11 protein-coding genes are annotated in these 15,900 nt (G+C 67.2%); 7 read left to right on the top strand and 4 right to left on the bottom strand.

Annotated elements, in window-relative coordinates; all coding sequences use genetic code 11:
• Nucleotides 1–17 precede the first annotated feature (17 nt).
• Both NR810_RS40270 and NR810_RS40265 read left to right on the top strand, forming a co-directional pair.
• Nucleotides 18–380, top strand: coding sequence for a winged helix-turn-helix transcriptional regulator (locus tag NR810_RS40270; protein ID WP_257460417.1), 363 nt, complete (start codon nt 18–20; stop codon nt 378–380).
• Entirely contained in the window at nt 377–1,090 is a 714-nt protein-coding gene (locus NR810_RS40265) for a GrpB family protein (protein WP_257460415.1), read from the top strand. Before NR810_RS40270 ends, NR810_RS40265 begins: the two co-directional genes overlap by 4 nt.
• On the opposite strand, the gene NR810_RS40260 is transcribed toward NR810_RS40265, so the two are convergent.
• Together NR810_RS40260 and NR810_RS40255 are read right to left on the bottom strand one after the other, a co-directional pair.
• Nucleotides 1,065–3,260 carry a sensor histidine kinase gene (locus NR810_RS40260; protein WP_257460461.1) on the bottom strand — a complete coding sequence of 732 codons (2,196 nt, stop codon included), beginning with the start codon at nt 3,258–3,260 and terminating at the stop codon, nt 1,065–1,067. The two genes, NR810_RS40265 and NR810_RS40260, sit on opposite strands and share 26 nt — an antisense overlap.
• 163 nt (nt 3,261–3,423) lie before the next feature.
• Nucleotides 3,424–8,694: a trifunctional serine/threonine-protein kinase/ATP-binding protein/sensor histidine kinase gene (locus NR810_RS40255; protein ID WP_257460460.1), complete on the bottom strand. Its 5,271-nt coding sequence runs from the start codon at nt 8,692–8,694 to the stop codon at nt 3,424–3,426.
• Nucleotides 8,695–8,917: 223 nt separating this feature from the next.
• Here NR810_RS40255 and NR810_RS40250 point away from each other — a divergent pair, with 223 nt between their 5' ends.
• Nucleotides 8,918–10,150 (top strand): cytochrome P450, encoded by a 1,233-nt coding sequence (locus tag NR810_RS40250; protein WP_257460414.1) that lies wholly within the window; start codon nt 8,918–8,920, stop codon nt 10,148–10,150.
• A 20-nt stretch (nt 10,151–10,170) separates the two neighbouring features.
• Here NR810_RS40250 and NR810_RS40245 read toward each other — a convergent pair whose 3' ends face one another.
• The gene (locus tag NR810_RS40245) at nt 10,171–10,560 is read right to left on the bottom strand and encodes a hypothetical protein (RefSeq protein ID WP_257460411.1); all 390 of its coding nucleotides are present in this window, start codon (nt 10,558–10,560) and stop codon (nt 10,171–10,173) included.
• 118 nt (nt 10,561–10,678) lie between these two features.
• Here NR810_RS40245 and NR810_RS40240 point away from each other — a divergent pair, with 118 nt between their 5' ends.
• Nucleotides 10,679–11,836, top strand: a complete 1,158-nt coding sequence (locus tag NR810_RS40240) for a TPM domain-containing protein (protein WP_257460409.1) — start codon at nt 10,679–10,681, stop codon at nt 11,834–11,836.
• 33 nt (nt 11,837–11,869) lie between these two features.
• Here NR810_RS40240 and NR810_RS40235 read toward each other — a convergent pair whose 3' ends face one another.
• A complete protein-coding gene (locus tag NR810_RS40235; RefSeq protein ID WP_257460406.1) occupies nt 11,870–12,784 on the bottom strand; it encodes a LysR substrate-binding domain-containing protein in 915 nt (304 codons plus the stop codon).
• Nucleotides 12,785–12,909: 125 nt separating this feature from the next.
• Between NR810_RS40235 and NR810_RS40230 the strand changes: the two genes are divergently transcribed.
• The 3 genes from NR810_RS40230 to NR810_RS40220 all read left to right on the top strand — a co-directional run bounded on the left by NR810_RS40230 (nt 12,910) and on the right by NR810_RS40220 (nt 15,870).
• Entirely contained in the window at nt 12,910–13,662 is a 753-nt protein-coding gene (locus NR810_RS40230; RefSeq protein ID WP_257460404.1) for an SDR family NAD(P)-dependent oxidoreductase, read from the top strand.
• Nucleotides 13,663–13,746: 84 nt separating this feature from the next.
• Complete coding sequence (locus NR810_RS40225) at nt 13,747–15,507, top strand: zinc metalloprotease (RefSeq protein WP_257460402.1); 1,761 nt, start codon at nt 13,747–13,749, stop codon at nt 15,505–15,507.
• A 6-nt stretch (nt 15,508–15,513) separates the two neighbouring features.
• On the top strand, nt 15,514–15,870 hold the full coding sequence (locus NR810_RS40220) for a hypothetical protein (protein ID WP_257460400.1): 357 nt from the start codon (nt 15,514–15,516) through the stop codon (nt 15,868–15,870).
• Nucleotides 15,871–15,900 lie beyond the last annotated feature (30 nt).

Below are 15,900 nucleotides of genomic sequence, written 5' to 3'. Positions count from 1 at the left end.
TGGGAGCAGGAGGCGCCATGGAGAATGGCCGTTGCGGTCCCATCTGTGCGCAATACGAGAAGGCGGTCGGCCTGCTGGGCAAGCGCTGGACGGGCCTCATCCTGCGCGTGCTGTTGGATGGGCCCCGCCGGTTCTCCGAGCTCAGCGGCCAGATGAGCGCCATCAGTGAGCGCATCCTGTCGGAGCGGCTCAAGGAGCTCGAGAGCGAAGGCATCGTCGAGCGGCACGTCGAGCCAGGGCCTCCCGTCCGGGTCGAGTACCGGTTGACCGACAAGGGCCAGGCGCTCTGGAAGGTCATTGATGAGATTGGGAAGTGGGCCGAGCAGTGGGTGGACGTGGAGCCCTCCTCCCACCGGGGTAGACGCAAGGCCAGACCGTGATCGACAAGGTGGGCGTAGAGCCGCTCTCGCGCCTATATTGCCTCCGCCTTCGTCCCGAGTCCCTCGTTGAAAGGAGCCTTGTCATGACCCGTCGAGACCGCGCCAGGGAACCGATGACGGAGGCGGAGCTGCGTGAGGTGACGCTCGGTGCGCCAACCGAGGTCAACGGCCGGATCCTGCTCGTCGACTACGATCCGCAATGGCCTGTTCTGTTCGAGCGTGAGGCGGCGAAGATTCGTGCGGCGCTGGGTGAGCGGGCGCTCCTGGTCGAGCACGCCGGTTCGACCTCGGTGCCAGGGCTGATGGCGAAGCCCATCATCGACATCATCGTCGCCGTGGCGGATTCCGGAGATGAGCCGGCCTACGTTCCCGCGCTGGAAGCGGCTGGCTACCAGCTTCTCATTCGCGAACCGGAGTGGGAACAGCACCGCCTCCTGAAGGGGAACCCTCCCGAGGTGAACATGCATGTCTTCAGCATGGGGGCGCGTGAGATTTCCCGCATGCTGACGATGCGTGACTGGTTGCGTTCGAATGAAGCCGATCGTGAGCTCTACGCCGCCACCAAGCGGGAGCTGGCGTCCCGCACCTGGAAGTACGTGCAGAACTACGCCGATGCCAAGACGACGGTGATCGCCGAAATCATGGCGCGGGCCGAGGCGGCTCGCGCGGCTCCCGTCCGTCACCTCATGCCGTCTGCTGGACCGGGATGAAGGGAACCTCCAGGGTGAACGTGGCACCGCGCCCGATCCCCTCACTGTGCACGCTCAAGGAGCCGCCCAGCTCCTGAGCCGCCAGGGCACTGGAGTGCAATCCGAATCCGTGCCCCTCTTCTCTCGTGGTGAAGCCATATTGGAAGATGCGCGTGAGCATCTCCGGCGCGATTCCCATCCCGTTGTCGTGGATGACGATACGAAAGCGGTCGTCGGCTGCCTTCTCAAGCTTCACTGTCAGCAGCCGCTCCTCCGGTGCCACCTCATCCATGGCGTACTTGGCGTTGCTCACCAGGTTCACCAGGATCATCAGCGTCTTGTGCTTGTCCGTCATCACCGGCGGCAACGGCTCCAACTGTCTTTGCACCTTCACCTGGTGCCGTGAGAGCCCCGCCGAGTTGATCCTCAACGCGTCCTCCACCAACTCCGCCAGCGACACCTGCTCCTGCATTTTCGGCGTCCTCGCGTAGTTCTGCTGCACCTTGACGATGTCCCCGATGTGCTCGGTGTACCGTCCCACGTCGTTCAGCAGCGCCACCACCTCCGTGCGTTCCTCCAGCAGGTTGTTGCCCAGCTTGCCCAGGAAGGGCTTCAAGTGCCTTCCCTTCTCGTCCTGCGTCAGGAAGGTGGCCAGATCCTCGTTGTGCTCTTCCAGCAGGCGCGCCACCCGTCCCACGTGCTCCAGCTTCATCCCCGACACCCGCTCCTTGGCCACCTGGGCCGACGTGTAGACGCTGTTGAGCACGTTGCCCACGTTGTGCAGCACGTTGGTGGCGATCTCCGCCATGCCCGCCCGGCGCGCCGTCTGCACCAGTTGCTGGTGCACCTCCCTGAGCTCTCGCGTCCTCTCCTCCACCCGCTGCTCCAGCCCCTCGTTGGCCTGCTTCAGCGCCTCCTCTCGCCGCTGCACCTCGTCGGCCATGAGCTGGAAGGCTCCAGCCAACTGCCCCAGCTCGTCGTCGCGGGCCGTATCCAGTGCCACCTTGAAGTCACCGCTCGCCACCTTGTCCGTGGCCTTCGTCAGCGCCAGCAGCGGCCGCGTTATCTGCTGCTGCAGCACCTGGTACATGATGACCAGCTCCACCAGCAACGACAGGAGGCCCAGCAGCAGCACGTAGCGCGCCGCGAAGAAGGCTGGCTGCGACACCACATGTTCGGGCAGCACCGTGACGAAGTTCCACCCGGGTCCCCTCAGCCGCGTCACGGCGATGTGCTCGTCGTACTCCGGCAGCTCCAGGAGGGCCTGGTCGGATGGACGACTCTTCACCGTCTCGAAGATGCCGCGCAGGTGGGCCGCGTCCTCCCTCGAGCCGAGGAGCTTGTCCGCGACCTCGGGCTGATTGGCGCTGCTCAGGATGTTGTAGGCGGTGGTGGCGCCCCGCGGCTTCAGCGAGGGATGGGCGATGAGCTGCCCATCGTCGCGGAAGAGCACGTTGTAGGCTCCGGGCATGTGGTCGTTGATGGTGCGTTCCATCAACTCCTGGAGCAGGACATCGTGTCCCACCGTCGCGACATGGCGGCCGTCCACATCCACGGGGGTGACGACCGAGCTCATCCAGAGCTTGGAGACGCTCTCCAGGAAGATTCCGGTCCAGCGGGTCTCTCGCTGGGGATTGTTCTCCGGCCTGGCCAGGGCGAAGTCCTCGTAGCCAGTGAGCGGGAAGTCAGAGGGGATCTCCAGGCTCCAGGTGGGAACTGTCGGCAAGAAGCCCACGATCGCTCCCTCTGGGAAGGTGAAGTAGGTCGTCTCGAAGCGGACATGGATGGCGGGTCCGTACGAGGTGAGCACGTCGTACGCGGCCATCAACCGGGTGCGGAGCTCGTCATCGAGGACTGCCTGGCTGGAAACGGCGAGCTGCACCATGCGCGTGCCATCGAGCTTCTCGGGCCGGCAGCGGACCGTGCCATCGGGGAACCGCGTGAACAGGGCGTCGAAGCGTGCACGCACGTCCTCCTGCTGGCCCTGGAGTGCACGGATCCTCTCCACCAGTGCCTTCCTGAGGAGCGCATGGTTGTCCTCCGCCAACAGGAAGATGCCCTGCTCGCGCTGGGCACGTTCGGAGACATGCAGTTGCAACTGAACGAGTCTCTCGGTTCTCAGCGCCTGCTGTATGTGCAGGTAGCTGAAGAGCGTGGAGAGGGTGATGATGACCGCGATGCGCGCTCCCATCTTGAGGAGCGTCGAGCGGGCCAGCGGGGCGCGAGGACCGGAAGATGGATGCATGGGGGCAGGAGGTGGGTTGAACCCAGGGAGACACCTGCCGTCTCACGCGAATTTCCCCCCTGAAGAGTGCAAGGGGCCGCCTGCCCGTGAGGCCCCCCACCCTATTCGTTCAGTTCGCTTCACCAGGGGGTCTTGGGGGACCAGGCTCCCGCCGGAGTGGGAGCTCCAGGGTGGCCGTGGCGCCCTTACCGGGACCCTCACTTTCCAATGTGAGGCGCCCTCCCATCAGCTGCGCCGCCAGCGCGCTCGCGTGCAGTCCGAAACCGTGGCCGTCCTTGCGCGTGGTGAAGCCGTGCGCGAAGAGCTTCTCCCGGACACCCGCCTCGATTCCCATGCCGTTGTCCACCACCTGGATGCGCGCCTGCCCCTCCTTCGAGGTCAGCCTCACCTTCAGCTCCTTCTGCCCCTCCGGTAGCACCTCCAGCGCGTACCTCGCGTTGCTGATGAGGTTGATGAGGATCTGCAACACCCTGTGCTTGTCCACCTGCACCTTCGGCACCGCCGACACCTCCCGGATGATGGTGATGCCGTGGCGCTTGAGCGCACCCATCTGGATTCGCAGGGCGTCATCCACCAACTGCGACAGCTCGCACTCCACCTCCATGAGGGAGGTCTTCGCGTAGGTCTGCTGCACCTGCACGATGGCGCGGATGTGATCGATGTGCCGGGCCATCGTCTCCACATCCGACGTCAACTTCTCCTGCTCGCGCAACAGCTCCTCGGAGAGGCTGGCGAGGTAGTCCGGAAGCTGGCTGCCTCGCGCGTCCCGGGTGAGGAAGTCCGCGAGGTTGCTCCGGTGCTCCAGGAGCAGGGCCGAGGTCTGCTTCACCCGGCTCACGCGCGAGGCACCCACATGCCTTCGCATCATCTCGATGTTGATGACGGCACTGGTGAGGACATTGCCCACGTTGTGCAGCACGTTGGAGGCTATCTCCGTCATCCCCACCTCACGTGCCGTATCCACCAGCCGGGCCTGGGCTTCCCTCAGCTCGCGTGTCCGCTCCTCCACCCGCTGCTCCAACTCGTCGTTGGCCTGGCGCAGGGCCGCCTCCGCCCTCCGCACCTCCGCGTACAACCGTGCGTTCTCCAGGGAGATGGCGGCCTGCGAGGCGAGGTGGCACAGCAGCGAAATGCGTGCCGGACCGAAGGCGTTGGTGGCCAGCTTGTTCTCCAGGTACAGCACTCCGGAGAACACCTCCTGCCGCATGAGCGGCAGGCACAGCACGGACCGGACCTCTCCGCGGCGCAGGTACTCGTCGGACGAGAAGGGGTGCGGCTGGGAGGCGTCGTCGATGCGCACCTGCTCGTGCGTCCGCTTGACGTAGGCGATGAGCGTCCACGGCAGCTCATCGGGCGCGCCCTGTCCCGAGGCGGCCGCGATCGAGAGGGAGTCCCCACCCGGCAGCAGCAGGGCGCCACGCTGAGCCCCCGCGTTCTCGGTGGCCACCTGCATCAGGGTGCTCGCCAGCCGCTCCAGGACGATCTCCCCGGAGATGGCCTGCTGCGCCTTCACCACCGTGAGCGCGTCTATCTGGGTCGAGTCCGTACTGGTGGTCGAGTCGTCCACCGCATCTCGCGAGGGGGCCAGTCCGTTCCACAGGGCCTCCAGGTGCTGGACCTTTCCCCGGGCTCCCCATTGCTGGTACGCCGACCGGGCATCGCGAGCGAAGGCGAGGGCCACCGTCGGCGCCTGCCGCGCACGCCAGTGGTTCGCCGCGAGCTCCGCCGCCAGGCCGACGTAATGGATGAAGCCGTTCTCACGGGCCACACGGATGGCCTCTTCATACGCGCGGGTCGCTTCGTCCGCTCGCCCCTCGAGGCGGGCCCACTCCGCGAACACCATCCGTTCGGGAGCGCGGAAGGTCTCGGGACAGGTGTCGGCCCATTCGGCGAGCTGCGCGTGGTGCTGCTGGATGGCCTCGAGGGACTTCGAGCACGCCGCCAACGCCAGGGCCCGGTAGAGGTGGAAGTCCAGCATGTTGATGCTGATCTTCGTGACCCAGAGCAGCCCGCTCACCTTGTCCGCCGCTTCGAGCGCCTGCGCGTAGGCGCCGCACATGAAGCGGGACTTGAGCTTGACGATCCAATAGGTGCTGCGCAGGGCGCTCATGCGCGTGGACGTCAGGGTCGCCTCGAAGGCGCTCTCGTCGAAGCCCTCCCCGCTCAGCGTGTCGAAGGAGAGCGAGCACCCGCGCAGCTGCTGCACGTAGCGCTGGTAGATGAGGAGGACGTCCGGCGCATCCACGCTCCCAGCCCCGCGCGCGAAGTCGGCCCGTTGGACCGAGTCCCGGTAGATGTCATCCAGATCCTCCCCCATGACGATGCGGTTCAGGATGATGGACATGGCGCTGTAACAAGCCGTCAGGACGTCACCTGTCTGGACCGAATGGCGGAAGGCGTCGAGGACGACCTCCTGGGTCACGGAGAAGGGCTGGCTCCAGTAACTGATGTATTGCAGGCTGAAGAGGACATTGGGACGCCGATGGGCCAGGTTGTAACGCTCGACGAGCTCGCGAGCGAGCCTGCCCAGCGCGTAGCCCTCCCGGTAGCGTTTGAAGAACGTGCCGACCATCACCCCCAGCCAGCTGAAGCCGGTCACGCAGGACTCCGTGAAGCCGTGACGCACGGTGAGGGAGACCATCCGGCCCAGGACGATGATGAGCAGGTGGGGATGGGTGAGGTACGCTGGCGCGAAGAGCGAGGCCAGGACGCCCATCCTCTCCTTCATGTCCGGATCGGCCATAGGTGGAAGGTCGACGAGGCTCTCGATGGGGCGCTCCCCGAGCAGCGCCCAGACCTCCTCCTGGAAGGCCGCCGCCTCCTCGCGAGAGGGGTTGGCGGGAATGGGCATGCCCAGCTTCTCCAGGCACTCCAGCAAGCAGTCGCGGGCCTCCTGGAGCCGGCCTGTTCCCAGGAGGATGTCGCCCTTCAGCCGGTAGGCGGCCGCCATGTCCGCGTGGCTGCGTGCCCTGGGGAGGAGCTCCTCCACCAGGCGGCTCGCCTCGGCGGCATTGCCGCTCACGAGCTCGCACGTCGCCCACTCGAGCTTCACCTTGAAGGTCAGGGCGGCATCCGTCTCCCACGGCTCTCCCGGGATGAGAGCAAACGCCTTCGTGAAGTAGGTGATGGCGGGGCGATGCGCGATGGAGGCCATCGCCTTCATTCCCGCCTCCGCGTTCAGCCTCGCCAGGTGCTGGCGCCCCTCCGGCTCCTGGATGAGCTCCACCCCGGCGTTGAGCTGGCTCACCACGTCGAAGAGCTTCTCGCTCAGCTCCTCGGGCGGGAGGCTCGCCAGCATCGCCCGGCCGATGCGCAGGTGGATGGCCTTCCGTTCCTCCTCGGAGAGGAGGGCCTGGGCCGCCTGGTGGATGCGATCATGGAGGAAGCGGTACTGCTCCGGTCCTCCCCGCATCAACAGGCCCTCCTGGAGCGCGGGCCCGAGCGCCTGCTCCACCTCGCCCACGTCTCCCAGCTCCGAGAGGGTGCGCAACATGGACAGGGAAAAGACATTGCCCACGCACGCGGCCAGGTTGAGCAGACGCCGCACCTCCCCGGGCAGCTGGCGCAGCTTGCCCACCAGGAAGTCCACGACGTTGTCCGAGTAGCCCATGGCGCGGGCACCCTCGGCGTCCCACCTCCATCCGCCCTCGTCCGTGCGGACCAGCAGCCCATCCCGGTCCAACGCCAACATCAACTGGTTGAGGAAGAACGGGTTGCCTCCCGTCTTCTCGCGCATCAGCTCGGACAAGGGGCGCACGAGCTCCGGCCCCGCACCCGGCAGCGCATCCGCCACGAGTTGCTCCACCTGCTCCAGGCTCAGCGGCTCGAGCTGGATGTCCGTCACCTGTGCGCCCGCCTTGCGCACCGCCTCCAACATCAGCATCAGCGGATGGGAGTGGCCGACCTCGTTGTCCCGGTAGGCCCCCAGCAGCAGCACCGGAGGCGTCTCCGGGTGGGTGAGCAGGTGTTGCAGCAGTTGCAGGCTGGCCGTGTCCGCCCATTGCAGGTCATCCAGGAACACCACCAGCGGGTGCTCCGGCGTGGCGAACACGCCGAGGAACTGGCGGAACACCTGATTGAAGCGGCTGCGTGTCTCGGAAGGGGGCAGCGCCTCCACCGCGGGCTGCCTGCCCGCGATGAGCTCCAGCTGGGGGACGAGTTCCACCAGGCACTGCCCCTGGTCTCCCCAGGCCTCCAGGAGGCGCTCCCGCCACCGGGCCAGCTCCGTGTCGCTCCCCCCCAACAACTGCTGCACCAGCCCTTGAATCGCCCGTGCCAGCGTCGCGTAGGGAATGTCGCGCTGGAACTGCTCGAACCTTCCACCCAGGAAGAACCCACGCCGTTGCACCACCGGCTTGTGCAGCTCCTGCACCAGCGACGACTTGCCGATGCCCGAGTAGCCGCGCACCAGCATCAGCTCCGCCTGTCCTCCGTGGTGGACCCGCTCGAATCCCCTCAGCAGCGCGGAGACCTGGGCCTCCCGTCCATACAGCCGCTGCGGCAGGGTGAGCCGCAGGGGCACATCCCGAGCGCCCAGCGGGAACACCTCGAGCGTTCCCTGGCGCATCCGCTCGCGGCACTTCTCCAGGTCCGCCCGCAGTCCCTCGGCGCTCTGGTAGCGCTCCTCGGCCGTCTTGGCGAGCAGCTTCATCACGATGGCCGAGAGGGCGGGAGGAATGGTGGGGAGGAGCTCGTGAGGGGGGCGCGGGTGCTGGGCCATGTGCGCGTGGAACCATTCGAGCGCATCACTCCCCTGGAATGGACGGCTCCCCGTCAGCAGCTCGTAGAAGGTGACCCCCAGTGAATAGAAGTCCGTGCGGTAGTCCACCAGGCGGTTCATCCGCCCGGTCTGCTCGGGCGACATGTACGCCAGGGTTCCCTCGATGAGGGGCGCGGGGGCGGCCTCCAGGTGCTCCACCCGTTGCAGCGTGGCCCCCCCGAAGTCGACGAAGCGGGTCGTTCCCGCCGGCTCGAGGATGATGTTGGCCGGCTTGATGTCCTTGTGGATGACCCCGTGGCGATGGATGTCCGCGAGGTTCGCCGCCAGGGAGATGGCGAGCTCGAGGAAGCGCGTCACCTCCACGGGTTGGCCCACGAGCTCGGACAGGGGCTCGCCTCCCACCCTCTCCATCAGGAGCACGGGGCGCTCGTGCACCTGCTCGTGGGAATAGGGATGGACGACGCCGTTCACGTCCCGCAACCGTTGCAGGATGCCGTACTCCCGCCGGTAGCGCTCGCGCTCGCGTGGGCCCGCGGACGGGGCCGCGGGAGTCTTGATGATGACCGGCAATCCATCGGACTCACGCACCCCGTGGAAGAGCGCGTTCAAACCCGTGGCTCGGAACGTACCGAGAATCTTGTACCCTGGGATCTCAAACATCATGGCTCGAGTCTGCGTGCCGTCTTTCTCGTCAGGAGCGTACATCCGACTCCCTTCCCGGTAGAAACAACCCCCCGGCACCGCGAACTACTCGCCCGGTCCGGTCCGGACCCATGGCGTCAGGCCAGACGGTTGGCGCTCCTCACAGCTCTTGTCGTGCACCCCCTGGGTGCGCGCCTGCTTCCCCTCCGAGTGTGGTAATTTCAGCTCGCAGTCTCTCACCATGGATGACGTCTCCGCCCACTTCAACCCGCTCGCCCCCGGTCAGATCGACAATCCCTATCCGCTCTATGCGCGGCTGCGGCGTGAGCAGCCCGTCTTCTACAGTTCCACGTTCGACCTGTGGGTCGTCACCCGTTACGAGGACATCTCCGAGGTCGAGAAGGACACCGCGCGCTTCTCCTCGGTGGGAGCGCTCGATGCCAGGGCGGAGCCGCACCCCGAGGTGCGCGCTGTTCTCGCGCAGGGGTACCCTCAATTCCGCTCACTCGTCCAGAGCGACCTCCCGGACCACACCCGCGTCCGGGCCGTGTTTGGCAAGGCGTTGAGCGCCCAGCGCATCGCGGCGATGGAGCCCACCATCCGAGCGACGGCGGACGCGCTCATCGACGGCTTCCTCCGCGAGGGCAAGGCGGACCTCATCCAACAGTTCGCCTACGCGCTGCCGGGCTTCATCATCTGCGACCTGCTCGGCGTGCCGCGCTCCGACATGGAGCAGCTCAAGCGCTGGTCCGATGACAAGACGCTGCTGATGTCGGCGACCGCTCCCATCGAGCATCAGGTCCAGAGCGCGCACGGCTTCATCGCGATGGAGCGCTACTTCCAGGAGCAGCTCCACGAGCGGCGGCGCCACCCGCGCGAGGATCTGCTGACGCTCCTGGTGCCGCAGTCGTTGGGTGGTACCGCGCCCCTGAGCGAGCAGGAGGCGGTGTGCAACGCCATGGACCTGTTCGCCGCCGGCCACGAGACGACGACGGGCCTCATCGGCAACGGCCTGTGGCTGCTGTTCAATGCTCCGGAGCAATTGGCGGCCGTGCGGGAGGACCCCAGGCTTCTGCCCAACGCCCTCGAGGAGATGCTGCGCGTGGAGGCGCCCATTCGTGGCTTCTTCCGGACGGTGATGGCCGACACCTCGCTGAGTGGGGTCACCCTCCCGAAGGGCTCGCGGGCGTTCATCCTGTATGCGTCCGGCAACCGCGACGAGACGCAGTTCACCGAGCCGGACCGCTTCGACATCCGCCGCGCTGATGCGAAGAAGCACCTGGCGTTCGGCAAGGGAATCCACTTCTGCGTTGGTGCTCCGCTGGCGAAGCTGGAGGGGCGGATCGCCTTCGAGCAGTTGCTACGGCGATTGCCCGGCTTGCGGCCGCGGACGGACGAGGCCCCGGTGTTCCGGCCCTACTTCATGTTGCGCGGCTTCGAGCACCTGCCCATCGCCTGGGACGTGCCCGCATAGGCCGGTCTTGCCCTGCTCGCTCAGGGGTGGACTGACTGGGGCAGACCGCCCCGGTCCTTCGAGACGGGCAGGTAGGGCCCGTGATGGCACGAGGGCCCCATCGCCTGTTCGACCGCCGCGGTCATCAGCACCAGGATGTTCGCCAATTCCTTCATCCGAGCCGAGGCCGGCGCCTGTTCCACCTCCAGCGTCACGGCGGGGTTCTCCGGCTCACAGGACAGCCGCAACCGCCAGGGGCCCTCGGGCTGCCAGTCCATGCGCTCGCCGGGCAGCAACGTCAGTACCGCTCTCCCCGTGCCCTCGTGCCGCGCTTCGTGCAGGCTCCCCAGCTCGGGCCCTACCTCGTCGTAGCTCCTGCCAGGCTGGAACGGCCCCGCCCCACCCTCCTTGCCCGTTTTCGCGTTCGCCATGGTGAGTCAATGCAAGAAACGAGTCCTGTCAGGTTGTGTCCCCGTCGTGCGCGGGCTGGTTCTCCACGGTGACGCCAGGCGTTGAACCCAGCGTGTGCCATGGGCGTATGATGCGTGTATGCGCGCTCTCCTGTCTTGTCTCCTCCTGCTGTGCTTCCTGGCGCTGCCTGCCCGGAGCGAGACGGTCGGCTCGATTCCCCAGCCCGTGTCTGGCTCCTGGGTGGTGGACACCACCGGCACGCTCTCCTCCTCGACGCTCGCCGGGGTGAACCAGTGGGGCAGGGACGTCGACGGCCAGGGGCTCGGCCAGCTCGCCGTCGTGGTGGTGGGCACGACCGGGGGCCGCAATCCGCGCACCTTCGCCACCGAGCTCTTCAACCGGTGGGGCATCGGTCACGCCGGGCGGGACGATGGGGCGCTCCTCTTCATCGCCCTGAAGGACCGCAAGGTGGAGATCGTCCTCGGTGACGGCGTCGACAGCGCCGAGGACACGCGGCGCAGCGATGCCCTCATGTCCGGGGAGATCATCCCGGCCTTCAAGCGCGGGGACCCCGATGGGGCCGTGCTCGCGGGAGCCCGGGGGCTGAGCGAGCTGCTCGAACAGTCTCCCCTCAATACGTCCCCGCGTGGCACTTCCCCTGTTCCTCCCGCCACCCCCGAGCGCGCTTCCGTCCCCGCTCCGATCGACGTCGAGCCCTTCCACCCTCCCGAGCCCCCACGCCCTTCGCTCTCGAGACGGTTCGAGCAGGCCGTCGCGGACACGAGCCCCTGGTTCCTGGGCGGTGGGGCGGGTGGGCTCGTGATGGGATTCGTGGGCCTGCGCCGCTGGTTGCGCCGGCGCCCGCGCATCTGCGAGGGCTGCCGACAGCCGCGCCAGCTCCTCGATGAGGCCTCGGACGATGCGCACCTCGACGCCGGGCAGCGGCGCGAGGAGCACCTGGGCTCGGTGGATTACGACGCGTGGTGGTGCGTGTCCTGCGAGGACGTGCGGGTGGAGCGCTATGGCTCCTGGTTCACCGCCTACTCGAAGTGCCCCCGGTGCGCGTACAAGACGAAGTCGGAGTCGAGCACCACGCTTCGCGCGGCGACGTATGACCATGGAGGAACCGTCCGGGTCGACGTCACCTGCAAGCACTGCGGCTATCACACCCAGTTCACGCGCAGCACGCCCCCGAAGACCCGTCCCAGCTCCTCCTCCTCGGGGAGCTCCCGCGGCGGCTCCTCGGGCTTCGGTGGAGGCCGCTCCTCGGGTGGCGGTTCCAGCGGGAGCTGGTAGGCCCGGGAACGAAGCGTGGCGCGGAGGGTCGATTCAATCGACCGCCAGTAGCAGCGCCTCATCGCGGAAGCATTCGGTCAGGTGGTCGATCAACGCGCTGACGGGCGGCGGCAGGCCCCGGCGGGAGGTGAAGACGAGATGGACCGTCCCATCCGGTCCATGCCAGTCCGGGAACACCCGGACGAGCTGGCCGGACTTCAAGGCGGGCCAACAGGTATGGTCGGGGAGCAGCGCCACGCCCAACCCCGCGAGCGCCGCTTCCCTCAGCGCGCCGAAGTCTCCGCACGCCATGCGTGGCTCATGGTGGAGGGTGATCATCCGCTGCCCGGGTCCGACGAGCTCCCAGACATCCTGGCCCGCTTGTTCGGTTGCGCTCAGTGTCGGGTGTGAGGTGAGCGTCGAGGCCTCCGTCGTGTCGCCCAGGCGTTTCGCCAGGGCGGGGCTCGCGACGAGGATCCGGCGGCTCCTCGCGAGCGTGCGCAGGGTGAGCTCCGCGTCGGTGTCGAGCGTGGTGCGCACCCGGAGCGCCACGTCGATCCGCTCGTTGATGAGATCCACCCGCCGATTGGTGGCCACCACCTGCAGGTTCACCCGGGGGTAGCGCTCCATGAAGCTGGCCAGCACGCGCGCCAGGGGCTCCATCAGGCCCAGCGGGCAGCTGAACCGGACGGGCCCGTGGGGCTCGCCCCGGGTCGCGGCCGCGACCGCCTCGGCCCGCTCCACCTCCGTCATCACGTTCCGGCAGTGCTCGTAGAACGCCTGTCCCACGTCAGTGACGCGGAAGCGGCGCGAGGAGCGTTCGATCAGCCGTACCCCCAGTTGCTCCTCCAGCCGCGCCACCCGGCGGCTGAGCTTCGATTTGGGTTGCCGCAGCGCCCGGCCGGCCGGCGCGAAGCCCCCGTTCGCCACGACCTGCGTGAAGAAGAACAAGTCATTCAGGTCCCGCATCGCCGCCTCATCGTTCCATTTTCGGAACGCAGGGTGCCAGATGCGCTCTCTACCGGCCACATCGTTCCAGTCCTAGATCTCCCTTCAGCGACGAACTGATTCGCCGCGAGACATGGAGCAGAGCGATGAGCAACAGACTTCAGGGCAAGGTGGCGGTCGTGACCGGTGGGACCTCGGGGATCGGCCTGGCGGTGGCCAAGCGGTTCGCGACCGAGGGCGCGCGGGTCTTCATCACGGGCCGCCGTCAGGCCGAGCTGGATGCCGCGGTGAAGGCCATTGGCGCCAACGTCACGGGGGTCCGGAGCGACGTCTCGAACCTCGCCGACATCGATCGCCTCTATGAGGTGGTGCGGCAGACGCAGGATCGGATCGACATCCTCTTCGCCAACGCCGGCGGCGGCGAGTTCGCTCCCCTGGGGGCCATCACCGAGGAGCATTTCGACAAGACCTTCGCCATCAACGTGAAGGGCACCCTGTTCACGGTGCAGAAGGCGTTGCCCCTGCTGCGCGAGGGCGCCTCGATCATCCTCACCGGCTCGACGGCGGCGTCCAAGGCCTCTTCGGCGTTCAGCGTCTACGGCGCGACCAAGGCCGCCATCCGGAGCTTCGCCCGCAACTGGGTGCTCGACCTGAAGGACCGCCGCATCCGCGTCAATACGCTCAGCCCCGGGCCCATCAACACGCCCGGCCTGCATGGGCTCGGCAAGACCGAGCAGGAGACGCGGCAGCTCCTCGACTTCCTGGCGAGCTCCGTTCCGATGAACCGGCTGGGCGATCCCGACGAGGTCGCCAGGGCCGCGGTGTTCCTCGCCTCGGACGACAGCAGCTTCGTCAACGGCATCGAGCTCTTCGTCGACGGTGGCATGGTACAGATTTGAAGGGGGAGGGGGGCGTGGCCGATGTCCAGGCACGTGCCGTGTCACATCCCAGCCTTCCGCCCTCTGTCATGGCGGAGGACTGTCATGGCGGCGTGTCAGGAAGTGCGGCAGTGGATCACGAAGAACATCCTCGTGCCGGTGACCCGGTTCATCACCGCCGCGCGCGAGAGGTGCGAAGAGCTCAAGCAGCGGATCGAGGAAAACGTCAGCCAGCCGGTCGACAAATGGATCTCCCGGCAGGAAGAGCGCTGCCGCGAGTTGCCGTGGTGGAACCCCTTGCGGTGGTTCTGCGAGCTCGTGACGATCGTGGTGAAGGTCGTGGTGTGGGTGGTCGTCACCGTCGTGAAATGGGTCGTCACGATCGTCTGTCAGATCGTCACCGTCGTCATCGGCATCATCGTCACCCTCGTCCTGCGTGTGATCGGCTGGTTCGTCACGTTCGTGGTCTGCCTCTTCAGCGATCCGCTCGAGGCATTGAAGTCATTTCGCGATCTCTGGACGATCGTCCTCGACACCGTTGGAGAGATCTTCAACTTCGTCGATCTCCTCCTCGGCGATGTCATCGGCATCCTCACCGACGTGGAGGATTTGATCGACTCGCTCGCCAGCTCCCTCGGCTGGCTCGGGGTGATCCTCGGCATCGTCAAGGGGATCATCGGTCTCGTGCGCGACCTCGTGTCGGTCATCCGCGATGCCATCCACTCGCTCGGGGACATCGTCCTCGGAGTGCTCGGCGGCAACCTCTGCCGTCTGCTGCGCGGCCTGACGGATCTCGGGACGGCCATCGGCCGCGCCCTGCTCGACACCGGCTTCGTCGTCTTCTTCCCCGTGCGCCTGATCGGCGCGGCGGTCGGTGGCGTGCGAGACAGCGTGAACCAGCACCAGCTCGAGGAGGTCATCCGCTCCGCCATCGCCCGGTCCTTCGGCGCGGGCAGCGAGCGGGAGCAGCGAGCGCTCGACGAGATTGGCATCAACGCCCGCCCGATGGGCCTCGCCTTCCGTGCCGACGCGCGCCGGATGTTCCTCAGCTCCAATGACCGCGAGCTGGACTTGAAGGACCTGCACGACCGGGGCGTCATCAATCTCCACGCGCTCGCCGGTCATCTCTCGGACTGCGAGCGTGTGATCAACCAGCCGGAGGGCGAGGTGGTCTACGCAGGCACCACCCTGAACGTCTCCTACGCCGACCTCGAGACCTTCCTGCGTGAGGGGCCCGGCTCGGTCCCGGAGTTCCACGTCTTCGCCATCACGCGTGCGAAGTTCCGCACCCACCTCGAGACCGCGAATCGCAAGGCGGCCGCGCTCGGCGTGCGGCTCGGCTTCCCCGTGATCGGCGACATCCAGGCAACCCTGCCGCAGCACGTTCCGCTCGACGCCAGCGATCAGACCCCTCCAGGGGACGCGGTCCAGCAGGCCCTCTTCCAGCTCATGGGACGCACGGGGGTGAACGACGACCTCTCCCTCGTCCCGTCCATCAGTCACTTCCACTACGTCCCCAGGACGGACGGCAATGAGCTGTTCGGCCTCGCCTCGTGGTTCCGGCCCTCGAGCAGGGATGCACGGATGAGCGGTGTCACGTACCGCAACCGCACGCCCGACTGGGGCTTCCGCTTCGTCCTCGTGCACGAGCTCGGCCACTACTGGGGGCTCGACCACGAGGATCGCAACGGCAACGACCGTAGCCTCGACCAGATCATGTACGCGCCGTCGACCGGCGTGGGTCTCGATGCGGCGGCGGTCCTCGAATACCTCCTGCTCAGCGGCGAGCCGCGCTTCACGCTCGACGATGCGCGCTCGGCGTGGGACTGGATCACGGGGGACGGTGCGGCCTCGCTGCTGCCGTGAATGACGATGCGGCGAATCATCCGATCGGCGGTGGAGCTGAGGGCGCTGAAGAATCCGACGGGGCGGCGAGGCATCTCGCGCATCGTCCTCGAGCTGGGGCGTGAGGACGATGCCGTGCGCGCGGCCGAGCGCGCGATCAACCGCGGGCTTCACGCCTGCGGCTGCGAGACCGGCTCGGCGTTCGTCTTCGCTGGCGTGGTCTTCACCGTGCTGCGATTCGTGTCCGGTTCGCGGCCGTCACCATGGGGGGTCGTGGCACTCCTCGCGACACTCGCGGTGACGGGAAAGTTGATCGGCCTGGCCTTCGCGGAGTGGAGGCTGCGCGCGGCGATCGACAGGCTGTCGGCCCTGGAGCCGGCGTGAAACAGGGGCGTGGCCGTCCTGGCCACGCCC

This window comes from Archangium lipolyticum, assembly GCF_024623785.1.
Classification (GTDB): domain Bacteria; phylum Myxococcota; class Myxococcia; order Myxococcales; family Myxococcaceae; genus Archangium; species Archangium lipolyticum.
The sequence above is the reverse complement of the archived record's forward strand: the minus strand, read 5'-3'. Positions and strand labels throughout refer to the sequence as shown.

Bases quoted from the DNA above. Each gene is read 5' to 3' on its own strand.
- NR810_RS40240 (WP_257460409.1), top strand. From the start codon at position 10,679: ATGCGCGCTCTCCTGTCTTGTCTCCTCCTGCTGTGCTTCCTGGCGCTG.
- NR810_RS40235 (WP_257460406.1), bottom strand. From the start codon at position 12,784: ATGCGGGACCTGAATGACTTGTTCTTCTTCACGCAGGTCGTGGCGAAC.
- NR810_RS40220 (WP_257460400.1), top strand. From the start codon at position 15,514: ATGCGGCGAATCATCCGATCGGCGGTGGAGCTGAGGGCGCTGAAGAAT.
- NR810_RS40260 (WP_257460461.1), bottom strand. From the start codon at position 3,260: ATGGGAGCGCGCATCGCGGTCATCATCACCCTCTCCACGCTCTTCAGC.
- NR810_RS40245 (WP_257460411.1), bottom strand. From the start codon at position 10,560: ATGGCGAACGCGAAAACGGGCAAGGAGGGTGGGGCGGGGCCGTTCCAG.
- NR810_RS40270 (WP_257460417.1), top strand. From the start codon at position 18: ATGGAGAATGGCCGTTGCGGTCCCATCTGTGCGCAATACGAGAAGGCG.
- NR810_RS40255 (WP_257460460.1), bottom strand. From the start codon at position 8,694: ATGTTTGAGATCCCAGGGTACAAGATTCTCGGTACGTTCCGAGCCACG.
- NR810_RS40225 (WP_257460402.1), top strand. From the start codon at position 13,747: ATGGCGGCGTGTCAGGAAGTGCGGCAGTGGATCACGAAGAACATCCTC.
- NR810_RS40230 (WP_257460404.1), top strand. From the start codon at position 12,910: ATGAGCAACAGACTTCAGGGCAAGGTGGCGGTCGTGACCGGTGGGACC.
- NR810_RS40250 (WP_257460414.1), top strand. From the start codon at position 8,918: ATGGATGACGTCTCCGCCCACTTCAACCCGCTCGCCCCCGGTCAGATC.